The sequence below is a fragment of the Aureispira anguillae genome, from assembly GCF_026000115.1.
GTDB classification, from domain to species: Bacteria; Bacteroidota; Bacteroidia; order Chitinophagales; family Saprospiraceae; genus Aureispira; species Aureispira anguillae.
The window spans coordinates 4,542,140-4,562,721 of record NZ_AP026867.1 but is presented as its reverse complement, the minus strand read 5'-3'; the positions used below and the strand labels follow the sequence as shown (position 1 = coordinate 4,562,721).

Sequence of the window (20,582 nt, the reverse complement as noted above, 5' to 3'; positions counted from 1 at the left end):
AAGCAAAACGAACAGTTCTTAGTTCTGCGGAAGCTGGTCTTATCTGTAATTACCTAAAATGAAAAGATAACGGTTTATTATTAGCTATATCCTTGTGTTATTATTGTGGGGTGCGTTCTGCTGAAATTAGGAGAATGAAGGTGCAAGATATAGACCTTAAGACAGGTATTATTTATTACCCTTGATGGAACCAACACAAAAAATAAGAGTCTTGCACGTATTACAATGCCTAATCACTTGGTTAACTTCTGTGAAAAAATAGGTATTAAAAATATCCTGCTCACTATCATATCATGGGCTACCAATTACAACCCAGTTTAAATCCCTGTGGACACAATACAATACGAAGAACACATCTAAAGGTATTTCGTCAATTGAAAGAGTACCAGTTATTGACGGATATTGAAAATAAATCTTTTTATAGTTGGAAGGATACGGCAGCTCGTGATATGATAGAAGCGGGGGAAATGCTGCGGCATTAATGATGTATTTTATGCATGCTAGTTTGGAAATTGCACAGAAGTATTTGGAGAGCTTTTGTGTTAATAATGATAGGATTAGAGAGCTTAAGCGTAAAATATTTTAATGTTTTTTTTGTATATTTATTTTTTATAATAAATATCTATTCTATACAAATGAATCATAAATTTTTAGTGAAAAGGCTGAATGAAATCAGCGTAAAATTTAAATTATCCTATTCCAAAGTTGAGGAAAACAGTGGTTTTGGTGGAAGTTCAATTACCAAATGGGAATTTAAAGAGTTAATATTTTTTCGAGAAGGGATTAGAATGCTAAATAGCCTTGAACTTTTCTCTGAGGGCATTTCTTTTTTTTGGAAAAGTTTTGTCTTTCAAACATCTTCTAATAGTTTTAGGGTTAACTATAATATTGGGGAACATTTTATAGATCAGTATGAATTTTTTATCAAAATGTTTAGAATTCTACATAACGAACTTTCTCGTTTAGTACCTAAAGAAAAGGAACATTCTGTACTTATTAAATTATCCAAAATTTCAGATTTTGATGATCTTGCAAAAAATTCTAAAAAAATAAATGATATTTTAAGCCAGACAATCCTGCGTCCAGAAATAGATGGAAAAATAGAAATAACATCTGTTGGTAATGGTTCTATATGGATTGAGGTTTGTTTGGGTAGTTTAGCTGCTGTGAAATTACTTAGTTCATTATTTCAAACAGGAGCTTCTATATATAAGGAAATTCAAAAAGCTCGAATAATGGAGAAAAATATAGAAGCTTTAGGAATAAAAAATGAAAGTTTAACAGAAATAAAGGAGGCGCAAAAGAAATTAATAAAACAATTAATCGATGCCGAATCTATACAACTAACAAAGAAATTTTATCAAAAAGAGGAGCAGGAACAGATACTTAGGGTTAAAAATAGTATTGAAATTATTTCAGAATTAATCCAAAAAGGTTCTGAATTGCATCCTTCTATTAATGCACCAGAAGAAGTTACTAAACTCTTTCCCGATTTTAAAGAATTAGAATCAGTTAGTTCTAAAATGGCTTTATTAAATATTAGAAATGCCCAAGAGGATAAAAATAAATAGTAAAATTAATTCATTAAAAAGAAGCCCTCAATAAACACTTATTGAGGGCTTCTTTTTATGTTCAATTCAAGCAATTTTCGCAGATCCCCATTCTTCAGGAGAGAAATTACTGCAGTGAAATCCTGAAATACCGATAAAACCTAGGTTTTATTTTGGGGATCAAGCAAAAATGAAAAAAAAATGGTCAAAAAAAGAGTCAAAAGGCGTATTATTCAAGACGCATTAAAATGGCACATCATCAATTAAATCCTGTTTTTTAGGTTTCTTCTTTTTCGGTGCTGCTTTCTTCTTTTTAGGCAACCTAGCAGCCGCTTTTTTTACCTTACTTTCGCAATCTTGACCAGTAATAGAGCAATAAAGATTTAGTTTGTTATCTCTAGGCTTGTATCTATTGACTAGGGCATATTCTTTGGCTTCAATTGCTTCTTTGGTTGCTTTATTCATTAATCGAACGGCAAAAGTAAAAGAGTAACGACCAATTTTATCTTTATAAGAAACACGCCTTAATTGTCTGGTATCGCTCCATTTTTGAAAATGTCTTAAAATGGTTTTATAGAGGTTGGTTCCACTTGGACCAATGTAGACGAGCTTTGTATTTTCAAAGATAAAATACACGCCTTTTTTATTAGCAAGGTGGATTAATTAATAATACCATTTTTACCTTCTTTGGGTAGTCGTTTCATGGATTTAGGATTTTAGCAAGAACAAACAAAAGACTTGAGCAAGTTAAACCCTACGCTTAAAGAGCGTAAATAGACCCTTTAAACGTAGTTTAAAAGCCTTATGAGAAATTACAGGTGTGGTCAATGGTTTACAATTACGATTGATTACATGAAAACCTGACTAATTTAAGCCCTAAAATCTTTGAACAAAAACGAGCTGATTTCTACTTTAATGTGGTTGCAGCTTAAGGTAAGGCTACAGGCTATGTTGATAATATGGGGCATTGGCTCATATTTTTTATAAATTTTTTCATTCTCTTAAACTACGCAATAAGACTGCGCAGTGTTAATTTACTTTTGAAGTATCAACTTTAAACCACTAGCGAATAAACTGGCATCAATCTATTACAGGATTGGGGTGGGAAATCTTATTAAGTTGAGGTGTTTTCCATGAATGCCTATACATTAAAAAATACCAAAAACTATTAATAACATGAAAAAAGTAATTTCAACAGAACGTAAACCAATTAAATTGTGGTTAACCGATTTAGAAGATGGGGCATTGGCGCAAGCCAAGAATTTGGCCAACTTACCGTTTGCCTTTAAACACATTCCGATTATGCCCGATAGTCATCAAGGGTATGGAATGCCAATTGGGTCAATCTTGGCAACTAAAGGTGTGGTGGTGCCCAATGCTGTAGGAGTCGATATTGGTTGTGGTATGTGTGCAATGCGAACAAGTTTAGAAGATGTTTCTAAAGAAGCCTTAAAAAAGACGTTGAGCATTGCTCGTCAATTAATTCCTTTGGGATTTAACTGTCATGATGAAGCGCAAGATGAAAAATGGATGCCTGAAGGCTACGAAAATTTAGAAATTGTTGCTCAAGCTTATGAAAAAGGCACCCGACAAGTAGGAACATTAGGAGGGGGGAACCACTTTATTGAGCTTCAAAAAGGCTCGGATGGTTACATTTGGATCATGATTCATTCTGGTAGTCGAGCATTGGGGTATACGGTTGCTAAACATTATAATAAGTTAGCCATTGCGCTAAATGAACGTTATCACTCGGTAGTTACCAAAAAAATGGAATTGGCTTTTTTGCCATTATCTACTCAAGAGGCGAAAGATTACATAAAGGAAATGGACTATTGCATTGAATATGCTTTAGCCAATCGAAAATTGATGATGACTAGAATGGCAGAGGCTTTAGAAGCGGTGGTTGGAACATTTGAATGTGATGAAATTATTAATAAATCACATAATTTTGCCGCATGGGAAAATCATTTTGGAGAAGAGGTTTTGGTGCACAGAAAGGGGGCAACTCGTGCCTACAAAGATGAATTGGGAATGATTCCAGGCTCGCAGGGAACCAATTCTTATATTGTTAAAGGATTAGGAAATCCAGATTCTTTTATGTCTTGTTCGCATGGAGCAGGTCGAAAATTAGGAAGAAAGCAAGCTCAAAGAGAGCTGAATTTAGCGCATGAAATTGAATTGCTAAATAAGAAAGGTGTGATTCATGCCATTCGCCATGCTTCCGATTTGGATGAGGCTACTGGTGCTTATAAGGATATTGATATTGTGATGGAAAACCAGAAGGATTTGGCAGAGGTGTTTGTGGAGTTAAGTCCTTTAGCAGTATTAAAAGGATAATGATTATCTTAAAAAAAAACAGGGTACGCAAACCCCCTTCGCGTACCCCAAAATAGGCCTAATCGGCCCCCCTTTTATTTTGAGAAATTCCTTTGAATTCCTTATGTAACAAAGATGCTGCATTATTTTAGAACGTACTGGCTTATTCTTGCCAAGAAAAGCGCTATTCTTGCCAAGAGAGAGGTGATTTTTGCCAAGGGAGGGGAGAATCTTGCCAAAGGCTATTTTTTGCCCAAAAGAAAAAAAATTATTGGGCAGATAACGACAAAATATAAGCATTCCAGATGCAATCTTGATAATCGGTAAGCATGTGAAATAATAAGCCAATTGCAATTATTCTAGTTTTGGAAGGGTATAACAAAATGCAATAGAAAAGGATGGCAGGCCATGTATGAAGAGGATGAAAGCCAATACTACACCGAGTAGGATCAAAGATGGGTGTAGCCAACAGATGGTCTAGGTCTACCAATATCGTTGCTGCCATAATCAGCCATGCTTTTTTCCAAGTGGCCCTAAAAAAAATCAAAGCAATAAGCGCAGGAGCTAAAAAATGTAAGCCATAGTGTATTAAGAATTGTATGATTTTGAGCGTTGATATATCCATATAAACAGAATGCTTGTGCCTAAAAATAATGATGTAAAATAGCTGTCAAATGTGACGACCACTCATAATAGGCAAAAAAGATAAGCATCTATAGAAGATGAATTAAGATTGGAATAAAAAAGCCCTATTTTGAAATTACCGTTTCAAAATAGGGCATAAACATCTTGTCAAAACAAGCGTTATTCAATAATGGTTAACTTTCCCCTTACGAGAGTATTTTTTCTTGTTTTTATGAACGTGATTTACCTTCGTATAGCCATGGGGATTGTCTTTTAAGTATTGATCTCGCTGTGCAGCACCAAGTACTTTGTCAATATCCGTTTTTAGAGGAATAAGCGTTTTCTTTTTATTTAATTTTTTGATTTTCATGGTATAGAGATTTTATTGTACGTTAATTACACCTATAACAGGCGTATGACCGAAATTTGTTCCAAAACATTCGTTTTATTTTATAATCTTTAGTTAATCAGTTGGATAGCTGATTGGCTTTTCTTACTTTTAGCCCAAGCAATTAATGGAAAAATAGAAAGCACTGGGCAATTCATCTTTTTAAGGGCTGTTGTAGCTATTAAATGGAAGGTGAGTCTTTTATGTATTGCAAAAAAATACAACCTAAAATATTGTTTGAAGCAAGGCTTTAGAATTGTTACAAGCAGGAGAGTTTAATAAGTACACAGAATCAATTCGGCTATTTACATCAATCATTCTTACCTTAATGCACCACAATGAACGGTCTTAAAGATTTTTTTTATTATACCCGAACAGAACGAAATGGTATTTTAGTATTATTGGGGTTGTTGTTGATTTTATTAATCTTGCCTTATACTTTTGGAATTTATAGGGATGATTCAACGATTAATTTTGAAAATTGGGAGGCTGATCTTAACGCTTTTGAAGAGGGCTTGGCAAGGCGCCCAATTGCGCATCAACACAAAAAGAAATTCCCTAAAAAAGACCCTCTGAATGCGCTTAGAGGGGGCAGCCCCAAAAAAATCACTCCACTTAGCCCTGTCTCCTTTGATCCCAATACCGCTACAGCAATGGACTTGGAAGTAATGGGGCTTCCTGAACGAACGATCAAGGGAATTTTAAATTATAGAGCGAAGGGAGGACACTTTAGAAATAAGGAAGCCTTACAAAAAATTTATACCTTATCGGAGGAGCATTATCAGCAATTATATCCTTTTATCAACTTGAAGCGTGAAAAAGAGCAAGCTTCCGAAAAAGAGGTTCATAAAAGCTCCAAAGCTATCGAATTGTTGCCCGCCTTTGATTTTGATCCCAATACCGCTACTGCGGAAGTTTTTGAAAAGCTAGGGTTGTCTACAAAAACAATTCGGAGTATTCTCAATTATCGGACAAAGGGGGGGCAGTTCAGAAAAAGAGAAGATTTTAAGAAAATTTATACCCTTCCAGATACATTGTATCAGCATTTATCTGCTTATATTAAAATTGTAGCGCAACCTCAATTGGCGGTCAAAAGACCTTACCAAGCTAAAAAATATTATACAATAGATATTAATACTGCTGGTCAAGATGATTTTCAGCAATTTAGAGGAATTGGGCCTTCTTATGCCAAGCGAATTCTAAAAATGAAAGAGAGTTTGGGAGGATTTCTTACGATTCAACAAGTTGGCGAAGTTTACAAATTACCAGATTCAACATTTCAAGCAATGCAGCCTTATTTAACTTGCGCACCGATCTCGGTTCAAAAAATCAACATTAATACAGCTACTTTAGAAGAATTAAAAGCGCATCCTTATTTGCGTTGGTTTCATGCTAAAGCGATTATCAAATATAGGGAAGAAGAGGGCTTGTGGAAAAGTGTGGATCTAATACAAATTTTAACGGAATTTGATGACGGAAAAGGAACGTTCAAAAAGATAAAACCTTATTTAACGGTTGATTAAATGCAATGTTTTACGTAGAAAAAAAATTATAATGAGCAGTAAAAAAAATTTAGTGGTCTTTGATATAGATGGAACATTGACCGATTCTGTAGCCGTCCATCAGCATTGTTTTAGAGTCGCTTTGCAACAGTTTGGAGTTGCTGATGTCACAATGAATTTTGGAACGTTTAAACACCACACCGATTCTTTTATTGCAAAAGAGATTATTGAGCATTCTACTACTACTGTATTTAATACCTCCGAAGTAGCGCAATTTGAGACCTTTTTAATGGAGGAACTATTAAAAGCGGAATCTATACCAGAAATTAAGGGGGCAAAACAAATAATTGAGTTTCTCGAAAATGAAACCAATTATGCCATTTGTTACGCTACAGGTTCTTTGAGGCGACCAGCCGCTTACAAACTAGAGTGTATAGGCATTGAGTTCCAAGATTGGCAATTGGTCGCTTCCAATCAACTTTACGAACGGGAAGAAATTGTTGCTAAGGCGATTCTAAATGCCCAAAAACAGTACGGTTTAAGCCAGTTTGATACTGTTATTTCTATAGGGGATGGTTTGTGGGATTTAAAAACAGCTAGAAATTTGGGACTTGAATTTATAGGAATGGGAACCGCCAATAAAAAACGTTTGGAACAAAATGGCAGCTCAATCAATTTGGATGATTTTACTCAATTTAACCTTCCATCGATCGAAAAAGAATTTCGATTCTTTGACCAGTCGTGTGACAAACACTAACAAAGAGTAAGCTTTCTACTACTTTTTAGAAAAAAATTATAGGTAGTAAATCGTATGCTTAGTCTCTGTTTATACAGGACTTACGACTTACTACCTATAACGTATAACAAAAGTAGTAACAAGGGGGTAGAGGCGTTTTATATTCCAGAAGATTTACCGCACAAACCTACGAGCTATCAAAGAACGAGAATTTAAAAAAAACAAACAAGAAATAAAGAATTAAGGATGTACTACAGTTTTTGGAGGGAATTTGAATATTATAATAATCATAATGGTGGTCTAGCTTTATTTTGTTCAACTACTTGTTATCTTTGCAGGTGAATTTAATAGTTAATAGATCAAGATGGCAAAAATTAAGGAGAATCCTAAAGCAAATTATGACATACCAGGTAGTCAACTTTATGTTACAAGAGTTAGCAACCTTTGGAAATTATTTGGTGAGAATAAAACCTCTAAGAGTAAGATTCCTTTGAAATTACGAATTTACTTTTTTTCTATTATATCAACACCTTTACAATGGTTACAGCGATTAATATTAATGTTTAAATTTCGGAATTTTGACTTGTCAAAAACTTCTCCTGTTTTTATCTTAGGGCATTGGCGAAGTGGAACGACTCATGTTCATTATACCTTGGCTAAGGATAAGCAGTTCGCTTACCTGAATAATTTTCAAAGTTTCTTTTTTAGTATTTCGATGTTGGGAATGGGTTGGTTGAACAAACTTTTGGGACCATTGGTGCCCAGTACTCGTCCAATGGATAATATGGAAATGACCCTTTCTAAACCGCAGGAAGAAGAGCAGGTGTTGAGCAACATAACAACGGCAGCAGGGGTAAACAGTTTTTATTTTCCTAAGAATCGCTCTTATTTTTATAAGTATAATTTATTTCAAGGCATTTCAAATAAGGAATATGCCAAATGGAAAAAGGATTATACATACATCTTAAAAGCAATTGCAAAGATGAAAAAAGGCAATGGGCGATTGTTGTTAAAAAATCCAAATAACACAGCTAGAATAAAACAGCTCTTGGAACTTTTTCCAAAGGCTAAATTTGTATTCATTCACCGAAACCCTTTTCAGGTGTATCTTTCTACCAAGCATTTGCATCGAGCGGTTTTAAGAAGTCAACGTTTGCAAGATATTTCGAATGAAGAGGAGGAAGAAATGATTTTGGAAAATTACCGATTGATTATGCAAGGCTATTTGGATACAAGAGATTTAGTACCCAAAGGATCGCTAGTTGAAATTGCTTATGGAGACATTGGAAAGGAAGGCGAGCTGGATGTTTTTAAACATATTTACGAAACGCTTGAGTTAGGAGATTGGGAACAAATAAAACCAACGATTCAAAGCTATTTAGCTTCTAAAAAGGGCTATAAGAAAAATAAATTTATTCCCATTGATCCCGAAATGGTCAAACGCATCCAAAAGGAATGGGGCTTTATTTTTGAAGAGTATGGCTATGATTTAGAGTACAAGGATGATACTGCTTCAACGATTGCTCCCAAAAACTAATTTATGTTAATTTGATAGTAAGCTCTTAGCCAAAATAGGATGAATCGACGTGATTTTATGAAGTTTGGGGCCTTGTCATTGAGCCCTATTCTTGTCAAATACCTAAATGACTGGACAACAGAAACAGCCGAAAATAACTTTGATATAGAAATTTTATCAGATGCTGGTGTGGGACATGTCTTATGGGAAAGCAAGGATTATGCTTGGGGCGAAAATTTAACCACACAATGTTTAATTGTAGGAGGGGGAATAGCAGGGTTGAGTGCTGCCTATCAGTTGCGTTCAGAGGATTTTTTATTGTGCGAACTATCGGATTACCTAGGCGGTAGTTCTTCTGCCAATGCACACAAAGATCAATATTTTGCACAAGGAGCGCATTATGATCTGGCTTATCCTGCTTATTATGGCAAGGAAGTTTTAAAGATGCTTTATGATTTGAATGTCATTGATCGGCATCCTACCAAAGAAGAATGGGTTTTTGTCGATAAGCATTATTTAATTGCTTCAGAAAGGGAAAGTATTACTTACGATAAGGGCACTTTTCGGAAGGATGTTTTGCCAGAAGGAAAGATGAAACAGCAATTTGAAGCCCTATTAAGACCTTTTGTGGGCAAAATGCCTATGCCAACTACTTTGATTGATCCTGCTTTTCATGATCTGAATACCTTAACGTTTAGAGCATTTTTAGAACAAAAACTTACCTTGGATGCCAATTTTATAGCGGCAATAGATTATGGTATGATAGACGATTGGGGGGCTACTTCCTCCATGATTTCTGCTCTGGCTGGAATTCACTATTATACTTGTCGTCCCTATTTTGATGAAAACCCAGAACTGTTTTCGCCCCCACAGGGAAATGCTTATTTTGCTCAAAAAATCATTAGCCAATTGCCACAAGAACGTTTATTGGCGAATCGTTTGGTGCGAGCAATTGAAAAAAATGAACAGGGCTTTGAAGTAACGGTTATTGATGTAAAAAAGAAACAACAATTTAAGATTCAAACGACTAAAATTGTCTACGCTGCTCACAAACATGCGCTAAAATATATCTATCCCACAGGTTATGATTTGTTTAAAAATAACCAATATGCTCCTTGGGTAGTCATCAATATTGTATTAAACCAAAACACACTAGAAAAGGTTTATTGGCAAAATGAATGTTTGTCTGGCAATCCTAATTTCATGGGGTTTGTTGATTCGGCGGCTCAATTTCAATCGTTGACAACTCGGAGAACCTTAACGGCTTATTATTGTTTGGAGCCTAAATTGCGCAACGATTTATTGGAAATTGACCAAAAGGCACCAGCATTGGTTGAGCAAACCATTGAAGCCATAGAAGAAATTTTGAAGCAACCCATTCGAAAAAAGATTGAAAAAGTATACCTCAAAGTAATGGGGCATGCGATGCCAATACCCCAACCCAATTTTTTATTGCAAAATCCTAATGCAAGAACTCAGCAAACAGGTATTGCTTATGCAGGAGTAGATTCAGGGCGATTGCCTTTGTTTTTTGAAGCGGCGGACTCAGGGTTGCAAGCTGCTCGTTTGTTACAAAAGTTGGGATAAAAAAGACTGCAAACCTCAACGGGTACTAGCGATATTCTAATAAACCATGGTATATTTCTTGTCCGCTACTCAGGCGATAACTGTAAATTCCTTTGACCCAATCTGGGAGCGTTAATTGAAGGATGGTGCCGTTAAAATCTTTTTCTAAAATTTGCTTGCCTGTCATATCGTAAATCAATAATTGATAATGATTGGGAACTAAGGTTTGGAACGTTAAGGTCTGCTGTGCTCCAATGGGGTTTGGATAAACCATGATTTTATGAGGAAAATGTTGTTGGGGTAGTTGCTGGTTGGGGAGTAGAACCGCCGAATCAGAGGCAATCATAAATTGCCCAAACTGGTCGATTACCAACGCTTTAGAAAAGTGTAATTGTTGGGCACTCAATAGGGCATCGCAAGTATCCAAAACGGTTCCCCATGTAGCACCATCTGCTCGAGTAGAGCGTTGATAAAGTGTATAGGCATGCGCTGGTGGATAGAGCAAGTTTGGAGCCTCAAATATTAAGCTATCCAAAGGCGTAAATAGGGGATTGCTGCCATAGTTATTAATGATCCAATAGCCATTGGTTGCCAGTTGATTTCCTGCTATTTGATCTGGAGAAACATTAAGACGATTAACAATAACTTCTCCATTTGGATAAGTACCCGAAAATGGGAAATAAAGCTGTGCTAGTGCTTGCGGAAAAGCATAAACGCCACTGTTATTGATGGTCAGAGATTGGCTACTGCCACCACCAACTGGAGCGCTAGAAGATACTCGACTGGCTGTGCCTACAAATTCGCCATGTAAAATGCCGCTTCGGTCTAGTGCAATAGGAGCCGTGGCATTAAATTGATAATAATGAATCAAATTAGCTTGTTGATCATCGTATTTGGTAAGGTGCTGAGTGGCTCGAATTTGATCTTGGCTGAGGGCTATGTCCCAAACGCAAACTTCATCAATCCATCCTGTAAAATTTCGGCTAAACCAATTCGCATAACGTCCAATTGTAATCCCCCCAGACCAATCTAAGCTGCCCAAATTAGCAACATAACTACTTGGTACCCCATTGAGATAAACGGTGGCAGAATCTGGTGAAATGACAACAGCTACATGAGACCATTCATCAACAGGAACAAATAAACCACTCTGCCAAGTCCACTGTGCGCCCGACCACTGAAAAATCAATTCATTGTTAGCGCCGAATAATAAGCCAGCAGGCAGACTATCTTTACTATGGCTAATGATTCCTGTGTAGGTTGGTTGAATACTATCAGGTTTTATCCAAGCAGATAGGGTAAGTTGATTGCTGTTGAGACCTAGAGGCGGCGTTTGTACATAATCTGAACTCTGATTGAGGTACAAGGCATAACCTGGTACAGTATCTTTTTCGCAATGGTTGTCAATATGAATAAAATTGGACAATACTTGGGTATTGCTACCCAAGGAGTCGGTTACCGTTAGGGTAATGCTATAATCGCCTCCTCCTGCAAAAAGAACCTTAGGGTTTTCATCGGTCGAGCTACTAGGGTTGCCATTTTGAAATTGCCAATGGTAGGTAGCATTGGCACGAGCAACAGAGTGACTGGCAAAATAGAAGGTATCTCTTGCACAGAAGCTCGTCTGGCGATTAACGCTAATCTGAGCAATAGGAGCTGTGTTTTCATAAAAATCACATTCATAAACAGAACGATTGGTACCATTGCGTAATTTTCCACCTTTATAATAAGGTACTAACTGCACAGAATGGGTACGGAAGGGGAGCCCTTGGTTAAATAAGGTCCAATTGACCATACTATTGTTTTTATAATAAACGGCATTTCGACTCCCTAGATACAAACCTCCTGCACTTCCTTTTTGATGTTCTATATTGGTAATATAAACACCATCTAAATCTGTAGTTGTTATATTTTGCCAAGAAATCCCTCCATTGGTCGATTGAAAAACTTGTGCCCCATCCAAAATAGGTGTTCCTTCATAAATAGAAGTTCGAGCTGCCCAAAGTGTATTGGCATTGGTTGAACTAATGGTTAAATCATAAGGAACCCAACGATCAGTGGGAATGGTGGTCGTATTGGGAGTTATATCTGTCCAATTATAGCCCCCATCAACACTTTTGTAAATCAATCGATCTGCATTGGGATTGGTCGGGTGATAATTGAGGTACATAACATTAGGGTTGCTCCATGAAATTTCTAAAGAACTAATCAATCCCGTTCCAAAATCATGGATTTTTTGCCAAGTCAAGCCATTGTTTTCAGATTTCCACAGGCTATGATATTCTGTGCTATAAATGGTATTGTAAATTTGAGGATGAAAATTAATGCTTCCCGAAAAACCAACGGTAACGCCAGCATGGGGGAGGTGGGCAAAAGGTTTATTGATATTGGGAATTAGTCGATTGCCAGAAAGATGTTCCTCTCCATAGTCAGAATAAGCCAGTCGTTTGTGAATGGGATGGACAAAGCCTCGATAATTATCCCCTCCAGCTGTCGAAAGCCATCCATTATCATAAACCTGATGATCTTTTAATAAGGTGCCATTATGATAAGTTCCTCCCAGCATCACTTCGCCATCTTGAAAGCCTGCTCCAAATCCCCAAAAGTCAGTTCCTTGAATGCCTGTCATACGCCGTTGAAAACTAGCTCCATTATCGGTAGAATAAAAAATGCCACCATCGCAAGCGATCCATATTTCTGTACCATAAAAACGAATGTCATGAATATCGGCATGCACATAATTGTTCTTATACGAATGGTTCCATTGCGAGGGGCAGGAGAAACTATTGGCTCCATCGCCAGAAAACCAAAGGTTGACTCCCGCTACCAAAACAGAATCGGCATCATTGGGAGCAACTGCTAACGCCAAATCGTAATAATATTGCCCTCCATTGCCTGTGCCATCGTCCAACCAATGCATTAAATTGGGATTGTTGACACTGGGAAAGTTAGGTAGGGTTGCGCCACAGCAGAGGCTCGACCAATTTTCGCCTGCATCATTGCTTTCCAAAATGGCATAAAGACCGCTAACAAAACCAACTTCACCCGTTAAGAGGGCGTAGACTTTATTGGAATCATTGGGCGAAACGGCAATTTCTGTACGGCGTTGGTCTTCTAGAACATTGGCAGGAACGGGCCAGCCATTGGGCTTGTGAACAAACGTGATCCCATGATCTGTTGATTTATAAAATTCTGTCTTATTGCCTACTTGCTTAATGACATAGACAATGTTGGGCATATAAGGATGGTATTCTATTTCTTGGAAAATTCCAGTCAATACTAAATTCCAACTAAGACCACTATTGGTACTGCGGTATAAACCTTCGCTAGATGCGAGCAGTAATACATTGCTAAAATTGGGGTGAATAACAAGGTCAGGAACATAATGGTGTAGGGCATTAAAGGTCGAGTCACCTGTGATGCTCCATGACGTACCACCATTGGTTGTTTTATAAATTTTTCCATCCAAATCAGAAGCAAAGTAAACAACTTGGGAGTTATTGGGATCTATTGCTAGAGCACGGACACTGTTTATCATTAAATTGTTTGTTGCCGAGGTCCAGTTTTTTCCATTGTCTATACTTTTCCACAGCCCCGCAGTAGCAGTACCTGCATACAGTAAGTTGGGGTTGCTATTTGACTTCTCGACCGTATAAACATGGGCAGCACCGCAAGCATAAGAAGTGCTAGCAGCTGTTTGGTCAAAGTCCCAAGGACCAATCCCTTGCCAAGTAGAGGTGGGGCTGCGTTGCTGTTGTAGGGCTAGGCTTTTTTGTACATAGGCAGCTTGTTTTTGTTGATAGTGGCGTTTTTCAGTGCTTGTCATTCCTTGCCAATAGGGGCTGCGAGCGAACTGCCTTTGCCAGCGTTTGTAATATTGAGTGTGTTTGTTTTTTATAAATGGATGGCTTTGGTAGTAATGTTCAAAAGCTTGTTGTACGGCTCCTAAATCAGCATTGGGGGCATACATCAACTGTACCCACTTAGGTTGCGATGAATTTGGAGTTGGTAATTGTGCTAAAATCCAGTAGGGAAAGCATAAGCTAATTAAAAGTATCCATTTTTGCATAGAATCAGTTTTAGAGAGAACGAATAAATGGTCTATACTGTATACAACTTGCAATGAAAGTATTACATTTTGACAATTGGGGGACACAATTAATACACATTTTTTTTGAGAACCTATAGTTTTTAATCCTTAGGATTGTCTTTCAGCTTTCGATTGTATATATTCGTTCTATTTTTATAAAGAAGTTGTTTAAGAATAGCCTTACATCGCTAATGAAAGCTAATTTCTAGCTACTCTGCGTTAAAAATTTTCTCCATAGCGCTGCTATGAAGAAAATTTTTGCCTTGTTTATCTAAAAATTAGTACTCATTATCAACAAAATTCCATTTTTAAACAACTTCAGTTTATTAGGTAAGAATATGTTAAAAATTAAGCATGTAAATTGTCATTGTTGAGTTTTATAGCATACGCTTGTTTTGAAATTAAAACCCAATTCAGAATGAAATTGTACTTCTCTATAGCCCTGTTTTTGTTTTTTAGTACCGTTTGTTTTGCTCAAGAATATTACACTGAATTAGAAGGAAGACTGACTGGTAATCCTTCAGATACAGTGGTAAAAACAACTTATAATGAGCTAATTTCCCTTGCATGGAGTAAGGGAGATTGGGCAAAAGCAAAAGCATATGCTCATAAATTCCAAAATTTTTGCGAAAAAACAGAAGGTACTAACGAACTGATTCTAAGTTGGACTTATCTGGGGTATACCTATCAGAAAATGAATTTGATGGATTCCGCAGCAGTGTTTTTTGAGAACGGAGTGGCTGTTGTTGACAGCTTAAAATTTGAAGGATTTAGTGTTGCTCGATTGTATGATTATGTTGCTTTTTTTTATAAAAGGAAGAATGTAACAGATTCCATGAATTTGTTTAAAGATAGAATATTGAATCTCCCTTGTCAGTATTTTACCGATGCTACCGCTAAAATGAATGCTTATTCATTTATCAATTATAAAAAAGAACATAAAGAAACCTACAAAATTCTACATGATGCCTTAGCATGTTCAAAAACACTTGAGCGTTTCAAGGAGAGTTGCTCGGTTTTAAATTTACTGGCTCGATATTCCGTATTTCTGCATGATTATGAGTTAGGAATTGATTATACAGAGCAAGCTTTAATGATAAATCAGCAATTAAAAGATACCGTTTCTATTTTAGATAGTTATAATACGTTAGGAAATATGTATCTTGAATTGGGGGAGAATGAGATTGCATTAGAGTGGTATAAAAAAGCGATCTTTATTAGCGAAAGCGCAATTTCGCATCAATATAATATCAAAATTAATTGGTCATTAGCGACAAGCTATTCCAATTTAGCGATGGCATATAAGAAAGTAGAAAAATATGATAGTGCTTATATATACATCCAAAAAGCAATAAATTTTCGTACGTATAATGATATGAATCGTGCTCGTGCTATTTATTCTATGGCTGATATTATGATGGAAATAGGAGAAGATCCACAGACAGCTTTAGATTCTATTTTGGTTGCAGAAAAAATTATTGTAAAGATAGGTTCTACTGACACTAAATACCTTCGTTATTATTCTTCTATACAAATATTGAAGGGAAGAGCCTATAGAAAATTGGGGCAACTTACCCATGCAGAGCGTTCTCTTTTAAATGGAGAGAAAGTGATCAAAGAAATAGAGTACAAAGTGGATCTTTATCGAGAATTAGCACAGTTGTATGTCGATAAGGAGAACTATAAAAAAGCTTACCAATATCAACTATTGGTAGAAGAATGGGACAATAAACTAAAATCTAAGGAAAGGCAAGATGTTATCTTGCGTTTTGACGTCAAATACGAATCGGAAAAACTAAAACGAAAAAATTTAGAATTAGAAAAAAACAACGAATTACAGCAACAAGAACTTGTGTTTAATACTCAGTTGAATACACGCAATCGTTATATTATATTGGGGCTAATCTTGCTGATTTTATTGTTAATTGGGATTGGAACCTTAATTTATCGACAAAAGAATCTCCAAACACAATTTAAGATTATGAAATTGGAGCAAAAGGCACTAAAAGCGCAAATTAATCCTCACTTTTTCTTTAATGTTCTGAATTCGCTGCAAGGCACAATCTTATCAGAAGAACCCATGGTGGCGTATAAATACCATACGAAGTTTACCAAACTAATGCGGCTAATTTTGATGCAATCTGATCAAGAAGGCATTGCGCTAAGTGAAGAAATAGAAGCCTTGCGCCTGTACCTAGAATTGGAGCAATTGAGAACAGGTGCAGCCTTTGATTTTGAAATCATCAATGATCTGGAAGAGGGCAGTAAAGTCATTGTGCCGAGTATGTTGTTGCAGCCTTTTGTGGAAAATGCCATCTGGCATGGCGTAATGAATCGAGAAGAGGGAGAGGAGAAAAAAATAATAATCCGTATTAAAGGCAAAGGGGAACGCATCGTCTGTGAAATAGAAGATACAGGGGTTGGTCGAAAACAGGCTGAGTTAATCAAACAACAAAAAACCAACAAACATAAATCAATGGGCATGAAAGTAACCCAAAATAGATTGGAGTTATTTCAACTGCGTTATAAAATGCCCCTGAATTTTGGAATTCAGGATGTACTCGATCCCCAAGGCAAAATTTTTGGCACCAAAGTAAAAGTAGAAATTCCTACCATCTAACGAAATAAGCAAGGCTGTAATCAAGCAACAAAAATTAGGCTTTGCTACATCAAAATTTTCTATGTTTAGAGGTAGAAAATTTATTAGGCTTATAATTATTTTACTTAATTGTTTTTAAATCATTTTATGAAAATTTCCCGATTGATATATTCAATAGTCCTCGTTTTTTTTAGCAGCATTGTTGTGTTTGGGCAAACAAAGCTTGAAGTGTTAGAAGAAAAACTTCAAAACGCTCCTAAAGACAGTATCGCTGAACTTCATTTTTTAATTGCAAAAGAAGCGTTATTTGGTATTCCAAAGTTGGATAAGGTAAGCAGCCATGCCAATCAATTATATGTGTTGTCTAAGGAAGTTCAAGATAAGAGAGGAATGGCACGAAGCATGGATCTTATGGCTGAGGTTGCTTTAAGAAAGGGGGATTTAAATAAAGTAGTAGAATGCGCCCAACAGCTTGATACATTGGCAAGAGTGTTGAAGGATAGTCAAACACTTTCCAAAAGTTTTGATTTTCTGGCAGATGTCTTTTTGAATCAGGGTAAGGTAAAAGAAGCTACACAGCAATATTACAAAATATTAAACCTACTGTTGCCACAAAAAAATTATGAATACATTGGGTATTATTACTTCAAAATTGCCATGATTTTTGTCCAAACCCAGCAATTGGATTCCGCAGAAGTTTATTATAATAAAATTTATGACTTACCCTGTCAAGGAACGTTAGGAATCAAGACAAAAGAAAATGCAGCCATTACTAAGATCCACCAAAATAATTATATTGCAGCACTAAAATTTGCTCAAAAAGCTTTGGCTTGTGCTAGAGATATAGAAGATACAAGGCATGAAATAGAGGTACTTAATCTCATTGGTAAACTGCTGTCTACCATTGGCAATTATGAGGAGGCTATGCCTTATTTGGTAGAGGCATTAAATAAGAACATCAAAAGTGTAGACAGTTTAAATATTGGACTATCTTATGTTGCTTTAGCGATGGTAAATCAAAAATTAGAGAACTATCCAACAGCGATCGAACAATTTAACCTTGGAATAGAAATTGGGAAAAAGATATTTAAAGATCCTAAGACCTATCTAGGAGAAGATTTGGGAACTTGGTATGGTAATTTAGGTGCACTATATCAGAAGATGAACAAAACAGATAGTGCGCTTTTGTATTATAATAAATCGACAGATTGGTTATATCAAAAACAAGATCAACATGGAATCGCTTCAACACTTTCTCAAGTGGCTTCTTTGTTGGTAGAACAAATGGGAGCCTACAATAGAGGATTGGATTCTTTAGATAGAGCAGAAGCCTTTATAGACCTTAACGAAAATAGCGGACCTGTTTTATTTGCCATTTATATAACCAAAGGGCATGCTTATGAAGGACTGAATAAAAATGCTCAAGCATTGACTTATTTTCAGAAAGCGGAGGCCTTGGCAAAAAAATTGCAAAGTAATGTAGAGCTTGAAGCCATCTACAAAGCAATGGCCGATTTTTATAGCCAACAAAAAAACTATAAAGAGGCTTATGCCTATCAGGTATTAGCCAATGCCATCCATGAAAAATATCTCTCTGAGGAAAAACAAATGGAAATGGTAAGTTTACAGATCAAATACGAATCGGAAAAATTAAAACGAGAAAATTTAGAATTAGAAAAAAACAACGAATTGCAGCAACAAGAACTTGCGTTTAATGCTCAGTTGAATACACGCAATCGTTATATTATATTGGGGCTAATCTTGCTTATTTTATTGTTAATTGGGATTGGAACCTTAATTTATCGACAAAAAAATCTCCAAACAGAATTTAAGATTATGAGATTGGAGCAAAAGGCACTAAAAGCGCAAATTAATCCTCACTTTTTCTTTAATGTTCTGAATTCGCTGCAAGGGACAATCTTATCAGAAGAACCCATGGTGGCGTATAAATACCATACGAAGTTTACCAAACTAATGCGGCTAATTTTGATGCAATCTGATCAAGAAGGCATTGCGCTAAATGAAGAAATAGAAGCCTTGCGCTTGTATCTAGAATTGGAGCAATTGAGAACAGGAGCAGCCTTTGATTTTGAGATTGTCAATGATTTGGAAGGAGATGACAAAGCCATTGTACCAAGTATGTTGTTGCAGCCTTTTGTGGAGAATGCCATCTGGCATGGCGTAATGAATCGAGAAGAGGGAGAGGAGAAAAAAATAATAATCCGTATTAAGGGCAAAGGGGAACGCATTGTTTGTGAAATAGAGGACACAGGGGTTGGCCGAAAACAGGCTGAGTTAATCAAACAACAAAAAAGCAACAAACATGAGTCAATGGGCATGAAAGTAACCCAAAATAGATTGGAGTTATTCCAACTGCGTTATAAAATGCCCCTGAATTTTGGAATTCAGGATGTACTCGACCCCCAAGGCAAAATTTTTGGCACCAAAGTAAAAGTAGAAATTCCTACCATCTAAACCCATCATTAATTTTAACAACTAAAACGATATGATTAAAGCAGTAATTATAGACGATGAGCCACAGGCAAGAATTGTATTAAAGGCACTACTAAAAGAATACATAAAAGGATTAAAAATTGTTGGCGAGGCTGCTTCTGCCAAAACTGGAATTAAAATTATTAAAGAAAATCAAGTGGATTTGGTTTTCTTGGATATTGAAATGCCTCGTATGGATGGTTTTGGTATGCTGCGACAGTTTGATAACATTAACTTTGATATTGTATTCACAACTGCTTATAGCAATTATGCCATTAATGCGATTAAGTTTTCGGCGCTAGATTATTTGCTAAAACCAATTGATCCTGACGAACTAAAAATAGCGGTAGAGCGTTGCAAACAGAGAGTCAATAGCAAAAAAGCACAGGCAGAAGGAATTTATTTTTTGCCAGATGACTTTACAAACTTGCAACATCAAAATAGCAAAATAGCCCTGCCCACTACCAAAGGCTTTCGGATCATTCAAGTTTCTGACCTTTTCTACTGTGAAGCCGCTCGAAATTATACGACTTTCTTTTTGGAGGATGGACAACAAATTGTTGTTGGACGAAATCTAAAATATTTTAATGAAAAGCTCGCTCCTTTTGGCTTCTTTAGAATTCATGAGTCTTACCTAATTAATTTGTCACAACTCAAAAACTATGAAAAGGGGAGAGGGGGACAAGTTACCCTTATTAACGATGTTGTTTTAGATGTCTCTCGCAATAGAAAAAGTGAATTGTTAAAGTTAATGTCATTATAAACAACTTCTAATCGTATTTGCTTATATCCTCTCCAGTTTTTTAATTGGGGAGGATTTATTTTTTCCATTTACTTACTTAACAGCATTGATCTACGCTAAAATATAGATGAAATAAGAAATGTTGTGCAATATACGCTTGCCCAATATACTTCAAAATTGCCCAACTGTACTCGAAGTTTGGCTATGTGTACATCTACTTATTTTATTCTTGAATTCCCCTTTGAATGGTCGTATCTTGCATACAGATAAAACGGTTACCCCAATAACAATAATGGTTTTAGAAGTGGTGGTATAGAGCTACTCTATTATTGGTACAGTTACCTGCCAGATGCTATTCTGAAGTGGGCTGGCAATGCTATGCCTATGGATTAGAATGTGTTTTAGACCCGTTGTTTTTGGTGTAAATAGGATTATCAAAACTAAAAACATATACATAACA

At 36.2% G+C, this 20,582-nt stretch carries 14 protein-coding genes; 10 read left to right on the top strand and 4 right to left on the bottom strand.

All coding sequences use genetic code 11. The features are described 5' to 3' along the window. Positions 1–293: 293 nt before the first annotated feature. A complete protein-coding gene (locus AsAng_RS18025; RefSeq protein WP_264788487.1) occupies positions 294–482 on the top strand; it encodes a hypothetical protein in 189 nt (62 codons plus the stop codon). A 153-nt stretch (positions 483–635) separates the two neighbouring features. After that, positions 636–1,571, top strand: a complete 936-nt coding sequence (locus AsAng_RS18020) for a hypothetical protein (RefSeq protein ID WP_264788486.1) — start codon at positions 636–638, stop codon at positions 1,569–1,571. A gap of 222 nt (positions 1,572–1,793) precedes the next feature. On the opposite strand, the gene AsAng_RS18015 is transcribed toward AsAng_RS18020, so the two are convergent. Next, on the bottom strand, positions 1,794–2,186 hold the full coding sequence (locus AsAng_RS18015; RefSeq protein ID WP_264788485.1) for a hypothetical protein: 393 nt from the start codon (positions 2,184–2,186) through the stop codon (positions 1,794–1,796). Positions 2,187–2,726: 540 nt separating this feature from the next. Here AsAng_RS18015 and AsAng_RS18010 point away from each other — a divergent pair. Beyond that, the gene (locus tag AsAng_RS18010; RefSeq protein ID WP_264788484.1) at positions 2,727–3,887 is read left to right on the top strand and encodes an RtcB family protein; all 1,161 of its coding nucleotides are present in this window, start codon (positions 2,727–2,729) and stop codon (positions 3,885–3,887) included. Positions 3,888–4,134: 247 nt separating this feature from the next. On the opposite strand, the gene AsAng_RS18005 is transcribed toward AsAng_RS18010, so the two are convergent. Then, positions 4,135–4,491, bottom strand: coding sequence for a DUF6122 family protein (locus AsAng_RS18005; RefSeq protein ID WP_264788483.1), 357 nt, complete (start codon positions 4,489–4,491; stop codon positions 4,135–4,137). A gap of 183 nt (positions 4,492–4,674) precedes the next feature. After that, positions 4,675–4,860 (bottom strand): hypothetical protein, encoded by a 186-nt coding sequence (locus AsAng_RS18000; RefSeq protein WP_264788482.1) that lies wholly within the window; start codon positions 4,858–4,860, stop codon positions 4,675–4,677. Between the two features lie 356 nt (positions 4,861–5,216). Here AsAng_RS18000 and AsAng_RS17995 point away from each other — a divergent pair, with 356 nt between their 5' ends. From AsAng_RS17995 to AsAng_RS17980, 4 genes are all read left to right on the top strand, one after another. Continuing rightward, the gene (locus AsAng_RS17995) at positions 5,217–6,401 is read left to right on the top strand and encodes a helix-hairpin-helix domain-containing protein (protein ID WP_264788481.1); all 1,185 of its coding nucleotides are present in this window, start codon (positions 5,217–5,219) and stop codon (positions 6,399–6,401) included. A 31-nt stretch (positions 6,402–6,432) separates the two neighbouring features. After that, complete coding sequence (locus AsAng_RS17990) at positions 6,433–7,137, top strand: HAD family hydrolase (RefSeq protein WP_264788480.1); 705 nt, start codon at positions 6,433–6,435, stop codon at positions 7,135–7,137. Positions 7,138–7,480: 343 nt separating this feature from the next. Further along, the gene (locus AsAng_RS17985; protein ID WP_264788479.1) at positions 7,481–8,653 is read left to right on the top strand and encodes a sulfotransferase family protein; all 1,173 of its coding nucleotides are present in this window, start codon (positions 7,481–7,483) and stop codon (positions 8,651–8,653) included. Positions 8,654–8,692: 39 nt separating this feature from the next. After that, the gene (locus AsAng_RS17980) at positions 8,693–10,219 is read left to right on the top strand and encodes an NAD(P)-binding protein (protein WP_264788478.1); all 1,527 of its coding nucleotides are present in this window, start codon (positions 8,693–8,695) and stop codon (positions 10,217–10,219) included. Positions 10,220–10,244: 25 nt separating this feature from the next. Here AsAng_RS17980 and AsAng_RS17975 read toward each other — a convergent pair whose 3' ends face one another. Then, on the bottom strand, positions 10,245–14,267 hold the full coding sequence (locus AsAng_RS17975; protein WP_264788477.1) for a LamG-like jellyroll fold domain-containing protein: 4,023 nt from the start codon (positions 14,265–14,267) through the stop codon (positions 10,245–10,247). Between the two features lie 439 nt (positions 14,268–14,706). Between AsAng_RS17975 and AsAng_RS17970 the strand changes: the two genes are divergently transcribed. The 3 genes from AsAng_RS17970 (at position 14,707) to AsAng_RS17960 (ending at position 20,143) form a co-directional block, all read left to right on the top strand. Then, positions 14,707–16,908 carry a tetratricopeptide repeat-containing sensor histidine kinase gene (locus AsAng_RS17970; RefSeq protein ID WP_264788476.1) on the top strand — a complete coding sequence of 734 codons (2,202 nt, stop codon included), beginning with the start codon at positions 14,707–14,709 and terminating at the stop codon, positions 16,906–16,908. Positions 16,909–17,115: 207 nt separating this feature from the next. Next, entirely contained in the window at positions 17,116–19,362 is a 2,247-nt protein-coding gene (locus tag AsAng_RS17965; protein WP_264788475.1) for a tetratricopeptide repeat protein, read from the top strand. Positions 19,363–19,393: 31 nt separating this feature from the next. Beyond that, positions 19,394–20,143 (top strand): LytR/AlgR family response regulator transcription factor, encoded by a 750-nt coding sequence (locus AsAng_RS17960; RefSeq protein WP_264788474.1) that lies wholly within the window; start codon positions 19,394–19,396, stop codon positions 20,141–20,143. Positions 20,144–20,582 lie beyond the last annotated feature (439 nt).